Source organism: Pseudomonas sp. P867, assembly GCF_019891455.1.
In the GTDB taxonomy this organism is placed as follows: Bacteria; Pseudomonadota; Gammaproteobacteria; order Pseudomonadales; family Pseudomonadaceae; genus Aquipseudomonas; species Aquipseudomonas synxantha_A.
Map to the genome: position 1 here is coordinate 332,704 of NZ_JAFLXB010000001.1, position 16,151 is coordinate 348,854.

Here is a 16,151-nt window from a genome sequence, read left to right on the forward strand (position 1 = left end):
TCCTCGCTTACAGACCGTGAGCCATGGCTTTGTCGATCAGCCAGTTCAGCGATGGGCCACGGTCACTGGTGACTTCCACCGGGCGACCGGCATAGGTGCTGTCCAGCGGTGCGTCGGGCTTGATCTGCACACGGATGTCAGAGGACAGGTCGGCGCTGTTCAGGCTGGTGCTGCTGACGATGGTGCCGGTGCGAACCTGTTCTTCGTCGGCGACCTGGAAGCTCACCGGCGTACCTGGACGCACATCGCCAAACTGGCGGTAGGTGAAGCGGGCTTCGACGTTAGCCTGGCTGCCACGCGGCACCAGTTGGAAGATCACATCGCCCTTGCTGGCGTACTGGCCGTCGGCGACCAGTTGCTGGGCGACCACGCAATCGCATGGCGAGGTGAGGGTGCCGGTCATTTGCTTGCCGAACAGCTCTTCAACCTTGGCCGGTTGCAGTTGGTCTTCGTCCAGGTGGCCCTTGAGCACGTCGAGCATACTGGTGCTGAACGTCGCCAGTGGCGCGCCCTTGGCCGCTACCGAGTCACCTTTGAGCAGGCTCTGCACGGTGCCGTCACGCGGCATGGTCACGTTCATGCCCGGTACGCTCACAAGGCCGGCCTGGGCGTGGCTGACGAAGTACATGCCGTACAGCGATTTGAAGACAAAACCGAAGGCGGCCAGGCCAACCAGGAAAATCGCCAGGCTGAACGTCACCGCACGCAGGCGACCGAACGCGGTCATGCCACTGCCGCCGTCCTTGACCTTGCGCGCCTTGGTGAAGTTGTCGCGTTGCAGCGTCGCCAGCACGTCGCCCATGGTCACAATGTCGCCGGACAAGTGCGAGGTGATCAGGTGGCGCAGGGTGGAAATATCCTGGGCATCGAGGTTCTGGAACTGGCAGCCGGTGCGGCCGGTCTGGCGGTCGTAGGAGCGGATTTGCAGCTCCACGTCCATGGCCAGGCCGAGGTTATCGATCACGAACTGCAGGCGGCCCTTGTGCACTTGGCCGACGGTGAGCGGCTGGGTGGCGGTAAAGGCCAGGCCACCGGCGGACAGGTCGATCACGCGTGCTTCAGTTGGCGTGCGGTCGCTGTTGAAGAAGCGCAGCTTGGCCGGGATTTTGACCCGGGCGTGCTGGCGCTGGGCTTCGGATTCGTGGACAACGTTGGCGTTTACTTGGCTGTTCATAGTATTCGATTTCCTAGTTAATTCAGGCTTGGCAGGGTCAGACCATCATCAGCAACACGGCAACGAAGATGCTGCCGGCGGAGAAGGTCATGGTCCGAGACGACCAGGTGTTGAACCAACGTTGAAAGCTGGCCAAATCGCGGGTCAGTTTGGTGTCCTGGCGGGTCCAGGACTGTTGATCAAGGCGGAAGAACACGTAGATCTTCACCAACGCGCCCATGATCTGGTTGTAATAGAGAATCAGCGGGTAGGCCGGGCCGATCTTGTGGCCCGAGCACGACAGCAACAGGGTCAGGATCAGGCGGGTGATACCGATCCACAGCAGGTACGCGAGGATGAACGCGCCGCCATACTTGAACGTGGCGATCATCGCCACGGTCAGGCCGAGCAGGGAGGTCCACATCGACACGCGCTGGTCGAACAGCACCACGCTGGTGAACAGGCCGAGGCGACGCACGCCCAGCCCGAGGGCACGGGAGTTCTGGCGCAGGTTGTTGCCGTACCAGCGGAACATCAGTTTGCGGCTGGCTTTGATAAAGCTCTTTTCCGGCGGGTGTTCCACGGTGTTGATCGCGGCGTCCGGTACGTAGAAGGTGTCGTAGCCCAGGCGCATCAGGCTGAACCAGCTGGACTTGTCATCGCCGGTGAGGAACTTGAAGCGCCCCAGGCGCCAGTGTTGCAGCGAGTCGCTTTCCACGTCGGCGATAAAGCCCGGGTCAGTCACTACGCTGGCGCGGAACACCGACATGCGCCCGGTCATGGTCAGCACGCGCTTGGACAGAGCCATGGAGCACATGTTGATGTGGCGCTGGGCGAAGCGCAGCTTGTGCCACTCGCTCATGATGTAGCCGCCGCGCACTTCGCAGAATTCGTTGGTGGTCAGGCCACCGACATTGCCGAACAGCTGGAACCAGGGGACGGTCTTGCGGACCACGCCTTCGGCGAGCACGGTGTCGCCATCGATCACAGCTACCACGGCACGGTCATCCGGCAGGTGGCGCGAGATGGCGCGAAAACCGAAGGCCAAACCGTCACGCTTGCCGGTACCGGCGATGCGCACGAAGTCGAGCTTGACGTGAGCCGGCGGGTTCATCTTTTCCCAGAGGCTTTTCACCAGCAGCTCATCGGACATTTCCACCAGCGAGCAGACCACGGTGGTCGGGAAGCCGCATTCGATGGCTTCGCGAATCACCGAGCTGTACACCTGGGCGGTGGTCAGCGCATCGATACGAAAACTGGTGACCATCAGGAACACGTGGGACGGGTCGGCGGCCTTGCCCAGCTTGCGCACTTTGCGGCGCAGGTGCGGGTACACCACGTAGAGAAACAGCATGCCGCGAAAGAAATGCGTCGCACCCATCGAGTAGCGCCAGATACCCACGGCGCCAATCAGGAAAATAAAATTCTTCGATTGCGAATCGAAAGTACTCGCCGGCAACAGCAGGGCGAGACCCATCAACAGGCTGAGGAATAACAGCCAGCCGGCCGATTGCAGAAATACATGTTTTAACTTGGACATAAGCGTCATCCGGAAGGGGAGGAGGCTTCAGGCTGCAAGTGCTGGGGTAAGCCACTGGCAGCCTGAAACTTGCCGTTGCTGTTACCAGCAAATACCTTCAGTACGGCCACTCACGCTGGTGGCCTTGGACATGAAGCCCACCAGGTCGACCACTTGCTTGCCTTCCGGAGCGTTATGCGCCAGGGCACGGAACTTCTCGTCACGGTTACCGAGGATGATCACGTCGGAGTTGTTGATCACATCATCGAAATCCGAGTTGAGCAGGGACGACACGTGCGGGATCTTGCCTTCGATGTAGTCCTTGTTCGCGCCGTGCACACGGGCGTACTCGACGTTGCTGTCGTAGATGCTCAGGTCGTAGCCCTTGCCGATCAGCATTTCCGCCAGTTCTACCAATGGGCTTTCACGCAGGTCATCGGTACCGGCCTTGAAGCTCAGGCCCAGCAGGGCGACTTTGCGCTTGTCGTGGCTGGAAACGATGTCGAAGGCGTTCTGTACCTGGGACTCGTTGCTGCGCATCAGCGAGTTGAGCAGTGGTGCTTCCACGTCCAGGGAACCGGCGCGGTAGGTCAGGGCACGCACGTCTTTTGGCAGGCACGAACCGCCGAAGGCGAAGCCTGGGCGCATATAGTACTGGGACAGGTTGAGGGTCTTGTCCTGGCAGACCACTTCCATCACTTCACGACCATCGACGCCGACGGCCTTGGCGATGTTGCCGATCTCGTTGGCGAAGGTGACCTTGGTGGCGTGCCACACGTTGCAGGTGTACTTGATCATTTCGGCGACGGCGATGTCCTTGCGGATGATCGGCGCGTCGAGTTCTTCGTACAGCGATTGCAGGACATCGCCGGAAGCTTTATCGAACTCGCCGATGACGGTCATCGGTGGCAGGTCGTAGTCGGCAATGGCGGTGGACTCACGCAGGAATTCCGGGTTGACCGCAACGCCGAAGTCGACGCCGGCTTTCTTGCCGGAGCAGTCTTCGAGGATTGGAATCACTACGTTGGCGACAGTGCCCGGGAGGACGGTGCTGCGCACCACGATGGTGTGGCGGGTGGTCTTGTCACGCAGGACAAAACCGATCTCGCGGCATACCGACTCGATGTAGTTCAGTTCCAGGTCGCCGTTCTTCTTGCTGGGCGTGCCGACGCAAATCATCGACAGGTCGGTATCGCGAATCGCCTCGGCGAAGTTGGTAGTGCCACGCAGTCGGCCGGTCTGGATACCCTGGCTCAACAGCTCGCCCAGACCCGGCTCAACAATCGGCGATTTACCCGCATTGATCAGGTCGATCTTTTCCTTGGAGATGTCTACGCCGACCACTTCGTGGCCACGGGCAGACAGGCAACCGGCACACACGGCGCCAACGTAACCCAAACCAAATATGCTGATGCGCATCGCAATTACCTCTTTGTTTAATTCATGCCATTAAATGGCCGGAGTTCATGTTTGCAAGCGTCACTGATGCCGCGAAAGTTAGGCGAATAGACGCCGACTTACCGCGTGCAGGCATGTTGAATAACGAGTGACTAACTATTGCACTCAAGTTGTGCGCAACGAGGCCTTATTATTGGGGCTTGCCCTGAAATGCAGCCGTGCTTCCTTGGAGGAAGGCTCCGGCGCCGGTGCGGCAAGGTTTTGATGAAGGCAAAATGCCTTTTTTATCAATGCCTTGTGTGTGTGCACGGGCTCATTTAGGTCAGCGCTGCCTTGGCCTGCGGGGGATAGCAATGCGTACTTATCGCCACCCTTAACTCGATCAGTTGATGTTATGACCATAGAACCAAAGTGTTTTATGACAACTTGGCTACTTCCGTTGGTCGTTATGTAAGTCATCTCTTACGTAAGCAGAGAATTTCGTTACCGGTGGTATGAGCGGTGCATCAGGACGAAGTTCCTGGCCGCTCATCCTGTTTCCGGAAATTTCTTGAAATATTAGAAAAGATGGCACTGGCACTATAGTGATAGCACTTGCTATTTAGGCCAGTAGTTATGGGGAGTTGGTACGCGTAGATAGTTTTGTGCCACTACTGATTAAAAAAAGTGGTGCCACTACGAAAAAAACCGACGAGTGTCGAGTGAATAAATCGTTAGGGTTATGTCTGGATGGTTTTCTGGCGCCAAATAAATGACGATTTATGGTTTGGAATACAAACAAAATGTGGGAGGGGGCTTGCTCCCACATTTGATCCGCAGTGTCTGTGCAGCCTTACTCCGGTGCGTGATCGCGCAAAAACACCAGGTTATCCGGCTTGGACTGCTCCGCATTGAAGCGATAGCCCTGCACATCGAACTGCTTGAGCTTGGCCGGATCGTTGATGCGTTCTTCAATCACAAAGCGGCTCATCATGCCCCGGGCCTTTTTCGCGTAGAAGCTGATGATCTTGTACTGGCCGTTCTTCAGGTCCTTGAACTCGGTGTTGATGATCCGCGCGTTCAGGGCCGTGCGCTTGACCGCCGAGAAGTACTCATTGGACGCCAGGTTGAGCAGCACATCGTCGCCTTGTGCGGCCAGGGCCTCATTCAACCATTCGCTGATGCGGGTGCCCCAGAACGCGTAAAGGTCCTTGCCCCGGGCGTTGGCCAGCTTGGTGCCCATCTCCAGGCGATACGGCATCATCAGGTCCAGCGGGCGCAGCAGGCCGTACAGGCCTGAGAGCATACGCAGGTGGTCCTGGGCATAGCTGAAATCGGCATCGCTGAAGGTCTCGGCGTTCAGGCCGGTATACACGTCGCCCTTGAAAGCCAGCAGCGCCTGCTTGGCGTTGGCCGAGGTGAAGGCGGGCGTCCAGCTGCCGAAGCGGGCGGCGTTGAGGCCACCGATCTTGTCGGAGACGTGCATCAACTCGCTGATTTGCGCCGGACTCAGTTCGCGCAGCTGTTCTATAAGCTCCTGGGAATGGTCCAGGTATTGCGGTTGGGTAAAGCGCGCAGTGACCGGCTTGGACTCGAAATCGAGGGTTTTGGCGGGGGAAATCACCATCAGCATGAAGTTGGCTCCTGGAATCGTGGGCGAGATTCTAGGGGTTGGGGCGTTTGGACTCCACCTATGATGGCGATAGATGCGATCCGCTATGATGGGCGGTAACTCTGGAAAGGAAGACCCCGTGTGCGATTAGCGCTTTTATTGTCGGCTTGCCTGCTGTGCGTCACCGCCCAAGCGGCGCCGGTGGATGTCGCCAGCCTAGACCGTAGCACCTGGCCGGAAAAACTCAGCAGCCCGGCGCTGTTCGATGTGGCTTCGCGGGCAGAAATCCTGATGTTTGCCCACGGCCTGCTTGCCAGCGAAGCCTTGGACGAAAGCGCGCTCAAGCAACGCCTGGGGCTGAAGATCATCAACCTGGCGGCCATCGACGACCTGCGCCGCCAGCTCTGGCAACGGCTGTTGGAGAACTACAGCTTCGCCCAGCAAAGCTGCGAGGAAGATGCTTCGTTCTGCTACCTGGTGGAAAACATGGACGACCTGCGCGAGCAGGCCGGCAAGTTCGAGGTCAGTGACAACTCGTTCTATATAGGCTGGGCCGCACCCAGCCGGCACTTTCATGAGCGCTATCTGGATGAGCTGCTGCGCAAGGCTGCGCTGTTCCCGCAGATCAGCAGCGAAGTGGCGCGTTTCGGCGACCATGAGCGCAATGGCGACGAGCTCAACGATCGCATGTTCCTGCTGACCTTCGACGGCGGCCCGGCGTTGGTGGGCGGTAATACCGACTGGCTCACCGACTACCTGCGCAAGCAGAAGATGAACGCCACGTTCTTCGCCCTCGGCAGCAGTTTGCAAAGCCGTGTGGAGCGCAGTTCTGTCGCGGATGTGCAGGCGCTGTACCAAGGGCAGTGCGTAGGTATCCAGGGTTGGCAATACCGTTCCCATAGCCATTGGGTCGACTGGCAAAGCTCCATCACCCGCAGTGCCGCGCTGGTACAGAACCTGATGCCGGAAAACTATGTGCCGCTGTTCCGACCGCCTTATGGGCAGCGTCGTGCGGACAGCCAGGGGTTCTTCCAGCAGCAGGGTTTGCAGGTGGCGTTGTGGGACATCGACTCCCAGGACGATCCGGGCAAACTCAAGGCCGAGGAATCGGCGCAACGGGTGCTGACGCTGATGCTGCTGTGGCGCAAAGGCGTGGTTGTGTATCACGACACCCAGGACAAGGCGCGGGTGGCAATACCGATAGTGTTGCAGGCAACGGCGCAGAGTGGTTTGGGTTGGCAGGAGTGTCGCGAGGCATTTCGCTGAAAATCCCCGGCCCCGTTGGGGATGAGTCATTTCTGGGGTGATTTGCTGCGACATTTCGATGCAGGCGGACTTCCGACTTTAACGGGGTGGCTGGCACTCGGCTAGTGCTATTCGTCATCCTGAAAAATAAACTTCAAAAAAGCGTCAAAGTGCTTTTTCCTGTCATGGGTTTTGCGGTATTACGAAGTCAGACCGCCGAACCCTGCAACACAGGTGGCGTCTTCCAAGACTCCTCATGTGGGCACTGCACTTGACGTCACTCAGGTGTGGTCGGTGGTCGAATCGAGGCGCAGCACCGCCCAGGTATTGCGTCGACTGGCTCCCACAAAGGTGACCGAGTATGGATGATCATGGACGTACCCCTTCTTCCGACCAGCCAATCCTTTACGTGCTTGATACCAACGTATTGATCCACGATCCAAACGCACTGCTTAACTTCGAAGAACACCACGTCGCCATCCCGATGATCGTGCTTGAGGAGCTCGACAAACTCAAAAGCGGCCACCACAGCGTCGCCGCCGAATGCCGCCAGGCCATCCGTCTGATCGACAAGACCCTGGGCGAAGCCTCGCCCGAGGACGTTGAGGTCGGTGTGCCGATCCAGCGTGGCAAAAGCGGGCCCAAGGGCTTGCTGTCGATCCTGATGAGCAAGCGCAGCGAGCCCAACAGCCTGCTGCCGGAAAACCTGAACGACAACAAAATCATCAACCAATTGATCGACCTGCACGCTCGCGACAAGGACCTGCGCGTAGTGCTGGTGACCAAAGACATCAATATGCGCCTCAAGGCACGAGCGTGTGGGATCGCTGCCGAGGACTACAGCACTGACCAGCTAGTCGACGACGTGTCGATGCTGTCGCGGGGTTATCACATGATGACCGGTTCGTTCTGGGACCGTGTCAGCAAGGTCGAGACCCGTCAGGACCATGGCCGCACCTGGCACCAGGTACAGCTGATCGACAACCTGCCGGCCGTGCATATCAATGAATTCATCGTCGACGAACAGGGCTTCGTGGGCTGGATCAAAGAGATCCAGGTCGACAAGCTGCTGATTCTCGACCTGCATCAGGAACCCCTGTTGCACCAGGAAGCCTGGGGCCTGAAACCGCGTGATATCTACCAGAGCCTGGCGCTGTACGCGCTGCTGGACCCGGACATCCATCTGGTCAACCTGACCGGCGCCGCAGGCTCGGGCAAAACCATCCTCGCCCTGGCCGCTGCCATCGAACAGACCATGGTGACCAAGCGCTACCGCCGCATCATCGCCACCCGCAGTGTGCAGGGCCTGGACCAGGAAATCGGCTTTTTGCCCGGCACCGAAGCGGAAAAAATGGAGCCGTGGCTGGGGGCGATCACCGACAACCTCGAAGCCTTGCACATGGATGACGAAAACACCCATGGCAGCGTCGATTACATCCTCAGCAAAGTGCCGTTGCAGTTCAAATCCCTCAACTACATCCGAGGTCGCAGCTTCCAGCAGAGCCTGATCCTGATCGATGAATGCCAGAACCTTACCCCGCACCAGATGAAAACCATCATCACCCGTGCCGGCGCCGGTTCCAAAGTGGTGTGCCTGGGCAACCTGGCACAGATCGACACCCCTTACCTGTCCGCGACCAGCTCCGGGCTGACCTACCTGACGGAACGTTTCAAAGACTTCCCCAACGGCGTGCATATCGCGCTGCAAGGGGTGCCTCGTTCGATCTTGGCCGAGTACGCCGAGTCCCACCTGTAACTACCCGTAATCCAATAAGTGGCTAAATGCCATGAATCACCCCGGATTTTTCACGAAATCCGGGGTTTTTGTTGTGTGCGACATTTGCCTGCGATAACGCGCCCTGGGTGCTTGTGGTTTTTGTAATTATTTTGTTACATTTTTTCTCGCGGTAGAAATAATAAAAACACTCCACAACCCGTCGGAGCGCCACCTCCTTGATTCGACGAACCTTTTGAAGACCTATCTAGGGTTTTCACTGTGACCCTGCCTATTACAAAAGCCCGAAATATCGCTCATTGACGACGCACATATCCAAAGGGAAAGGAAAATGGACGTAGCAGGTAATGGCTTCACTTTGTCGCAACGCAAGCACGCCACTCGTTTAAAGCAGATACCCCTGACACCTATCGCGCTCGGTCTGGCCCTCTGGCTGGGCCAGGGCTCATTGGCCTGGGCGGACGACAATCCCTACACCTCCCAGGTACTGGAGTCGGCATTTCGCAAAGCCGTCGCCTCGTTCGGCCCCGACACTGAGGTGTACAAGAACCTGCGGTTTGCCTACGCGGATATCGTCGACCTGGCGGCCAAGGACTTCGCCGCCCAGTCCGGCAAGTTCGATTCGGCCCTCAAGCAAAACTACGAGCTGCAACCGGAAAACCTCACCATCGGCGCCATGCTCGGCGATACCCGGCGACCGCTGGACTACACCTCGCGCCTGGATTACTACCGCAGCCGGCTGTTCAGCAACAATGGTCGCTACACCACCAATATTCTCGATTTCTCCAAGGCCATCATCGCCAACCTGCCGGCCGCCAAGCCCTATACCTACGTAGAGCCGGGTGTGAGCAGCAATCTCACTGGGCAACTGAACGCCGGGCAATCCTGGGCTGGCGCAACCCGTGACTGGAGCGCCAACGCGCAAACCTGGAAAACCCCGGAAGCCCAGGTCAACTCCGGCCTGGACCGCACCAACGCGTATTACGCCTATGCCCTGGGCATCACCGGCAAGGGTGTGAATGTCGGCGTGCTCGACTCGGGCATCCTTACCCGGCACTTCGAGTTTCAGGGCAAGAATGCCCTGGGCCAGGACCGGGTACAGGCGGTGACATCCACTGGCGAGTACTACGCCACCCATCCGCGTTACCGTCTTGAAGTGCCCAGCGGCGAGTTCAAGCAGGGTGAGCATTTCAATATCTCCGGGGAATATGACCCGGCGTTCAACGATGGCCACGGGACGGAAATGTCCGGTGTGCTCGGCGCCAATCGCAACGGCACCGGTATGCACGGCATTGCCTTCGATGCGAATATCTTTGTCGCCAACACCGGCGGCAGCGACAACGATCGGTACCAAGGCTCCAACGACCTCGACTACAACGCGTTCATGGCCAGCTACAACGCCCTGGCGGCGAAGAACGTGTCGATCGTCAACCAGAGCTGGGGGCAAAGCTCGCGCGATGACGTGGAGAACCACTTTGGCAATGTCGGCGACAGCGCCGCGCAAAACCTGCGTGACATGACCGCCGCCTATCGCCCGTTCTGGGACAAGGCCCACGCCGGGCACAAAACCTGGATGGACGCCATGGCCGACGCGGCCCGCCAGAACACCTTTATCCAGATCATCTCGGCGGGCAACGACAGCCACGGTGCCAACCCGGACACCAACGCCAACCTGCCATTTTTCAAGCCGGATATCGAAGGCAAGTTCCTCGCGATCACCGGCTATGACGAGACCAGCGCCCAGGTCTACAACCGCTGCGGCACCTCGAAGTGGTGGTGTGTAATGGGCGTATCGGGCATCCCGTCTGCCGGGCCTGAGGGCGAAATCATCCCGAATGCCAATGGTACCTCCGCGGCGGCGCCGAGCGTTTCCGGAGCCTTGGCCTTGGTGATCCAGCGCTTTCCCTACATGACCGCCAGTCAGGCGCGGGATGTGTTGCTCACCACCTCCAGCCTGCAGGCACCGGACGGTGCGGACACGCCCGTGGGCGAGCTGACGGGAGGGCGCACCTACGACAACCTGCAACCGGTGCATGATGCCGCGCCGGGAACGCCGCAAGTGCCGGGTGTGGTCAGCGGATGGGGCCTGCCCAATCTGCAAAAAGCGATGCAGGGGCCGGGGCAGTTCCTTGGCGCCGTGGCGGTGGCCTTGCCTACCGGTACCCGCGATATCTGGGCCAACCCGATTTCCGATGAAGCCATTCGCGCCCGCCGTGTGGAAGACGCTACCGAGCAGGCCACCTGGGCGGCGACCAAGCAGCAGAAGGGCTGGCTCAATGGCCTGCCCACCAATGCCTCGGCCGATGATCAGTTCGAATACGAGATCGGCCATGCCCGGGAACAGGCGACGCTCACTCGTGGCCAGGACTTGCTCACCGGCGCCACTTACGTCGGTAGCCTGGTCAAGTCCGGTGACGGCGAGTTGGTGTTGGAAGGCCAGAACACCTATTCAGGCAGCACCTGGGTGCGCGGTGGCAAATTGTCGGTGGACGGTGCGTTGACCTCTGCCGTGACGGTGGATGGCAGTGCCGTGGGCACGCGTAATGCGGACAATGGCGTGGTGACCACCTTGGGCGGCACCCTGGCCGGCACCGGCACGGTGGGCGCCTTGACCGTCAACAATGGCGGGCGCGTGGCGCCGGGGCATTCGATTGGCACGCTGCGTACCGGCGACGTGACCTTCAACCCTGGCTCGGTGTATGCCGTTGAAGTGGGGGCCAATGGCCGCAGCGACCAGATCCAGAGCAGCGGCGTGGCGACCCTCAATGGCGGTGTGGTGAACGTGTCCCTGGAGAACAGCCCCAACCTGCTGTCCGCCACTGAGGCGCGTAGCTTGCTGGGCCAGCAGTTCAACATCCTCAGCGCCAGCCAGGGTATCAATGGCCAGTTTGCGGCGTTCGCACCCAACTACCTGTTCATCGGCACGCAACTCGCTTACCAACCGAACCAACTGACCCTGGCGATAGCGCGCAACCAGACCACCTTCGCCAGCGTCGCGCAAACCCGCAACGAACGGGCTGTGGCGACGGCGGCCGAGAAGCTGGGCGCCGGCAACCCGGTTTACGAAAGCCTGTTGGCTTCCGACTCCGCTGCCCAGGCTCGGGATGCATTCAAGCAATTGTCGGGGCAGCTGCATTCTGATGTTGCGGCGGCGCAAATGGCCGACAGTCGATACCTTCGCGAAGCGGTCAATGCTCGTCTGCAACAGGCCCAGGCACTGGATTCCAGCGCGCAGATCGATAGCCGTGACAACGGCGGCTGGGTGCAGCTGCTCGGTGGGCGCAATAACGTCAGCGGTGACAACAACGCCAGTGGCTACTCTTCGTCCACCAGTGGGGTGTTGCTGGGGCTGGATACCGAGGTCAGCGACGGCTGGCGCGTGGGGGCGGCGACCGGTTATACCCAGAGCCACCTCAATGGCCAGTCGGCTTCGGCGGACAGCGACAACTATCACCTGTCGGTGTATGGCGGTAAGCGCTTCGAGGCGATCGCCTTACGCCTGGGCGGCGCTACCACCTGGCACCGTCTGGATACTTCGCGGCGGGTTGCTTACGCCAACCAGTCGGACTATGCCAAGGCCGATTACAATGCGCGCACCGACCAAGTGTTTGCCGAGATCGGCTACACCCAATGGAACCCATTCGAACCCTTCGCCAACCTCACGTACCTGAACTACCAGAGCGACTCGTTCAAGGAAAAAGGCGGCGCCGCTGCTTTGCACGCCAGCAAGCAAAGCCAGGACGCGACGCTATCTACGGTGGGCCTGCGTGCGCATACGCAGTTGCCGCTCAGCTCCACCTCGGCAGTGACGTTGCGCGGTGAGCTGGGTTGGGAGCATCAGTTCGGTGATACCGATCGCGAAGCCTCGCTGAAGTTTGCCGGCAGCGACACTGCTTTTGCCGTTAATAGCGTGCCCGTCGCCCGGGACGGCGCGGTGATCAAGGCCAGTGCGGAAATGGCCTTGACCAAAGACACCCTGGTGTCGCTGAACTACAGCGGCTTGCTGTCCAATCGCGGTAACAACAACGGGATCAACGCCGGGTTTACCTTCCGTTTCTAACCCGGCAGCGGTGTCCTGTGGCGAGGGAGCTTGCTCCCGCGCCACAGTCATCTATGGAATAAACAGCCCTGCGCAAATTTGACCCACAGGTTTACAATCGCTGCTCCTGATCAGGAGTATTGCTGTGCTGACTCATCTCGATTCCCAAGGTCGTGCCCATATGGTCGACGTCACCGACAAAGCCGTGACGTTCCGTGAGGCCGTGGCCGAAGCGCGGGTGCGCATGTTGCCCGAAACCCTGACAATGATTGTCGACGGCGCCCACCCCAAGGGCGACGTATTTGCGGTGGCTCGCATTGCCGGGATCCAGGCGGCGAAAAAAACCAGTGACTTGATCCCCCTGTGCCACCCGCTGATGCTCACCGGGGTCAAGGTCGAACTGCGCGCCGATGGCGTGGATGCCGTGCATATCCTGGCGCGCTGCAAACTCTCAGGCCAGACCGGCGTGGAGATGGAGGCATTGACTGCCGCCAGCGTCGCGGCACTGACGATCTACGACATGTGCAAGGCCGTGGACCGTGGCATGACCATCGAAAGCATTCGCCTGCTGGAAAAGCTTGGCGGTAAAAGCGGGCATTTCAAGGCGGACCCGGTATGAGTATCAACGTGCTGTTTTTTGCCCGTTACGCCGAAGCGGTAGGCTTTGACTCTCTGGAGATGGAGGGCGATTTCGCTACCGTCGATGCTGTGCGCCTGGCGCTGGCCGCTGACCCGGAGTTTGCAGTGCTCAACGAGAGCAGCCTGATGTGCGCACGCAATGAAGAACTGTGCGGCCTTGATGAACCGGTGCAAGCGGGTGACGAAGTCGCGTTTTTCCCACCCGTAACCGGAGGCTGAGCATGACCATTCGTGTGCAGGTCGAAGCCTTTGATCCGGGCGCCGAAGTCAACGCCATGCACGCGGCCAATGTGGGCGTAGGCGCGGTGGTGAGTTTTGTCGGTTATGTGCGTGACTTCAATGACGGGCGCGAGGTGTCGGGGATGTTTCTTGAACACTACCCCGGCATGACCGAAAAAGCCCTGACCAAGATCGTCTTGGAAGCCGAGCAGCGTTGGCCGTTGCTCAAGTTGGAGGTGCTGCATCGCATCGGCACGCTGGAGCCGGGAGAGCCGATTGTGTTTGTCGCTGCGGCCAGTGCGCATCGGCAGGCGGCCTTTGATGCGTGTGCGTTTGTGATGGATTACCTGAAGACGCGGGCGCCGTTTTGGAAGAAGGAAAATACCCCGGACGGCCCGCGTTGGGTGGAAGGGCGGCACAGTGATCATGCGGCGGCGGATCGCTGGAAGCCATAGCTTATACAGGGCTGCTAACCGATAGCGATATTAAAAATGGATCTATCGAACTGTCAGATCTGACAGTTGTTTCGCCCCCCCTCTGCAGGTTCTGATGGTATCAGGGCTAACTTAATGAAGGGGTGGGACATGGTCGCGCAACCAAGCAAGTGCCGTTTGTCGAGGTTCAGCATCAGTCGTCCTGCCAATACGGAGGCGGCGAATGGGCTCTATGCCAACGGACGCCATCAGTGTGAAGTCATCATTGACGTTATTAAAGAAGTCAGTGGCGCTGGCGACGAGTGGGTCCGTGTGCGCTTAACTGATGAGGAGCGCGCCAGTGTCACCCTTGTTGAATGCTCAGAACATGGCAATCAAACGCTCGCTCCCGGGTGGAGCTGCGATGTAGAAAAAAATCAATTCACTCTTGGACTTTGGCGGGACAAATCACAGCAGCAGGAACCGATCAACGACTTGGTAGAGCGTGTTGAGCGTTCCTCAGAAGCTCCTATCAAGCGCTACTTGCGTTGCGACCCGGGCGCACCCATCGGGCCAGCAGTATTTATGGCGTGTGTGACGATTGAAAGTTGTATTTACACAACTTACAGCTTCAGAGATGAAGCTGCTCTTGAGTCTTTTGTCACCCTTAGCCCGGTCCGTCCCATGAGCTGGGATGCAGACGATATGGATCTCTATGTAGATTATCTTGCCTACTCCAGTGCACCGCCTTATCGCACGTCGGTGGATGTTTACTACTGGACACCTCCAGGCGGCTTGTGGGTGGTAAAAAACATGGGCTTTGATAGTCCGCTGAGTTTGCCTGGGGAGGGTAAGGATTTTCAGAGCGTTTTATCGTGGCATTCACCTCTTGATAACACTTCTTCGAGTAGGGTGGGAACATTTATAAATAAGGACGAGTTGGACTCGACACTTCATCTGCATGAGATTGATGCAGGGCTTCCTGCGCCATCGCCCAACCCCTTGATACCGTTTAACAAAAGACCGACTGTGCTGCGTGCGATCAGGTTGAAGTCTGCGCTGGTGCCTGCGAGTCGCGACACCAAGAGTTTTTGGCGGGTATTGGATAACTATGGCAATGAGCAAAAGTTTTTAGTGAAACAGATAGATTCAATGAACCTGCCTGGCGTTCCATTTTTTAAATTGACCGGTGAGATCGTTCGGACGCTGAGGGTCACTCATTTTAAAATCATGTTGCCCGGTGGCGGGACTTTTACCGATGAGCTCTATGCCAATAGTCGTCATCAATGCAAGGTGGTTGTTGAGGTTGCTATTGAACAGCGACAAACCGATGGGTATTGGCTGCCTGTCAGGCTTTCGGAAGCGGAGCGTAATGGCTTGACCGTTACGCTCTACTCGCCAAATGTCAATGAGCCGCTTCCAGAAGGTTGGAGCTGTGATAAGGAGAAAAACATTTACGATACGGGTCTCTGGCGTACACGTATCGATGAGGTAAGGCCGGATCAAAAACCAGAAGCCGTGACCGGGCACGCTCAGCGACAAGTCGAGATCGTAGATCGCTATTTACGTGTGGATCCGAGTGTGCCCATCGACGAGCGCAGATTCATGGCGTCTATCGAGATAAGTGGTGTGACTTACACGACTAACTACAGTGATGGTGATGTTGCATTTGACTCGTATGTGGTTGTTCGCCCGGTACGGCTTTATCAGTTGCGCGTAGAGAATCTGACTAGATACCATGATAAGGATGCCTATCATGATGAATATTACGATGTTGATGTTTACTACTGGTCTCCACCAGCAGGATTGCACTTTCTTGTGAACAAAGGCCTTGATGCGCCATTGTCAGTTATTAAGGAAGGTCTGAATTTTCAGACATCATATTTTAATAAGATGGGGGCTGGGTATTATTATAAAGGTGGGGTAGTGATCAATAAAGATATTATTGGTCCGGTGGTTGTGCTCGATGATATTGTTCTAGGTGCGCCTCATGGGAATGAAAAAGTTATTTGGTTTAATATGCGGCCTACCATAATGCGTGCTGTTGTAGCTCGCGTGACGGCGCCATCACCAGGGTCTGGTGATACGGAAAGTCAATGGCGCCTTTTGGATAATTATGGCTGTGAGCATGTTTTTAGATTACGGAAGTTTTGGGACGGGCTTGAACTTGAATTGGTGGACGGTTAGTTGAATGATATTC

11 protein-coding genes are annotated in these 16,151 nt (G+C 58.1%); 7 read left to right on the forward strand and 4 right to left on the reverse strand.

Features of this window, described 5'->3' with window-relative positions; genetic code table 11:
* Positions 1–7: 7 nt before the first annotated feature.
* The 4 genes from J1G33_RS01610 to yaaA form a co-directional block, all read right to left on the reverse strand.
* Complete coding sequence (locus J1G33_RS01610; protein WP_005785015.1) at positions 8–1,174, reverse strand: alginate biosynthesis protein Alg44; 1,167 nt, start codon at positions 1,172–1,174, stop codon at positions 8–10.
* 37 nt (positions 1,175–1,211) lie between these two features.
* The gene (gene alg8, locus J1G33_RS01615) at positions 1,212–2,693 is read right to left on the reverse strand and encodes a mannuronan synthase (RefSeq protein ID WP_164699511.1); all 1,482 of its coding nucleotides are present in this window, start codon (positions 2,691–2,693) and stop codon (positions 1,212–1,214) included.
* Between the two features lie 81 nt (positions 2,694–2,774).
* On the reverse strand, positions 2,775–4,091 hold the full coding sequence (locus tag J1G33_RS01620) for a nucleotide sugar dehydrogenase (protein ID WP_014717010.1): 1,317 nt from the start codon (positions 4,089–4,091) through the stop codon (positions 2,775–2,777).
* Between the two features lie 811 nt (positions 4,092–4,902).
* The gene (yaaA, locus tag J1G33_RS01625) at positions 4,903–5,682 is read right to left on the reverse strand and encodes a peroxide stress protein YaaA (protein WP_032877684.1); all 780 of its coding nucleotides are present in this window, start codon (positions 5,680–5,682) and stop codon (positions 4,903–4,905) included.
* Between the two features lie 120 nt (positions 5,683–5,802).
* Between yaaA and J1G33_RS01630 the strand changes: the two genes are divergently transcribed.
* The 7 genes from J1G33_RS01630 (at position 5,803) to J1G33_RS01660 (ending at position 16,138) form a co-directional block, all read left to right on the forward strand.
* Positions 5,803–6,927, forward strand: coding sequence for a polysaccharide deacetylase family protein (locus tag J1G33_RS01630; protein WP_223017605.1), 1,125 nt, complete (start codon positions 5,803–5,805; stop codon positions 6,925–6,927).
* A gap of 340 nt (positions 6,928–7,267) precedes the next feature.
* Positions 7,268–8,662, forward strand: coding sequence for a PhoH family protein (locus J1G33_RS01635; protein WP_032877681.1), 1,395 nt, complete (start codon positions 7,268–7,270; stop codon positions 8,660–8,662).
* Between the two features lie 310 nt (positions 8,663–8,972).
* Positions 8,973–12,701, forward strand: a complete 3,729-nt coding sequence (locus J1G33_RS01640) for an autotransporter serine protease (protein WP_223017606.1) — start codon at positions 8,973–8,975, stop codon at positions 12,699–12,701.
* Between the two features lie 124 nt (positions 12,702–12,825).
* Positions 12,826–13,299, forward strand: coding sequence for a cyclic pyranopterin monophosphate synthase MoaC (gene moaC, locus J1G33_RS01645; RefSeq protein WP_032877677.1), 474 nt, complete (start codon positions 12,826–12,828; stop codon positions 13,297–13,299).
* On the forward strand, positions 13,296–13,538 hold the full coding sequence (moaD, locus tag J1G33_RS01650) for a molybdopterin converting factor subunit 1 (protein WP_032877676.1): 243 nt from the start codon (positions 13,296–13,298) through the stop codon (positions 13,536–13,538). The genes moaC and moaD overlap by 4 nt, the downstream gene beginning before the upstream one ends.
* 2 nt (positions 13,539–13,540) lie before the next feature.
* On the forward strand, positions 13,541–13,993 hold the full coding sequence (gene moaE / locus J1G33_RS01655; protein ID WP_032877675.1) for a molybdopterin synthase catalytic subunit MoaE: 453 nt from the start codon (positions 13,541–13,543) through the stop codon (positions 13,991–13,993).
* Between the two features lie 129 nt (positions 13,994–14,122).
* On the forward strand, positions 14,123–16,138 hold the full coding sequence (locus tag J1G33_RS01660; protein ID WP_223017607.1) for a hypothetical protein: 2,016 nt from the start codon (positions 14,123–14,125) through the stop codon (positions 16,136–16,138).
* Positions 16,139–16,151 lie beyond the last annotated feature (13 nt).

What these genes read in the sequence shown, in the direction of transcription:
- J1G33_RS01660 (WP_223017607.1), top strand. Translation starts at nt 14,123, where the DNA reads ATGGTCGCGCAACCAAGCAAGTGCCGTTTGTCGAGGTTCAGCATCAGT.
- moaE (WP_032877675.1), top strand. Translation starts at nt 13,541, where the DNA reads ATGACCATTCGTGTGCAGGTCGAAGCCTTTGATCCGGGCGCCGAAGTC.
- J1G33_RS01635 (WP_032877681.1), top strand. Translation starts at nt 7,268, where the DNA reads ATGGATGATCATGGACGTACCCCTTCTTCCGACCAGCCAATCCTTTAC.
- J1G33_RS01620 (WP_014717010.1), bottom strand. Translation starts at nt 4,091, where the DNA reads ATGCGCATCAGCATATTTGGTTTGGGTTACGTTGGCGCCGTGTGTGCC.
- yaaA (WP_032877684.1), bottom strand. Translation starts at nt 5,682, where the DNA reads ATGCTGATGGTGATTTCCCCCGCCAAAACCCTCGATTTCGAGTCCAAG.
- moaD (WP_032877676.1), top strand. Translation starts at nt 13,296, where the DNA reads ATGAGTATCAACGTGCTGTTTTTTGCCCGTTACGCCGAAGCGGTAGGC.
- J1G33_RS01640 (WP_223017606.1), top strand. Translation starts at nt 8,973, where the DNA reads ATGGACGTAGCAGGTAATGGCTTCACTTTGTCGCAACGCAAGCACGCC.
- alg8 (WP_164699511.1), bottom strand. Translation starts at nt 2,693, where the DNA reads ATGTCCAAGTTAAAACATGTATTTCTGCAATCGGCCGGCTGGCTGTTA.
- J1G33_RS01610 (WP_005785015.1), bottom strand. Translation starts at nt 1,174, where the DNA reads ATGAACAGCCAAGTAAACGCCAACGTTGTCCACGAATCCGAAGCCCAG.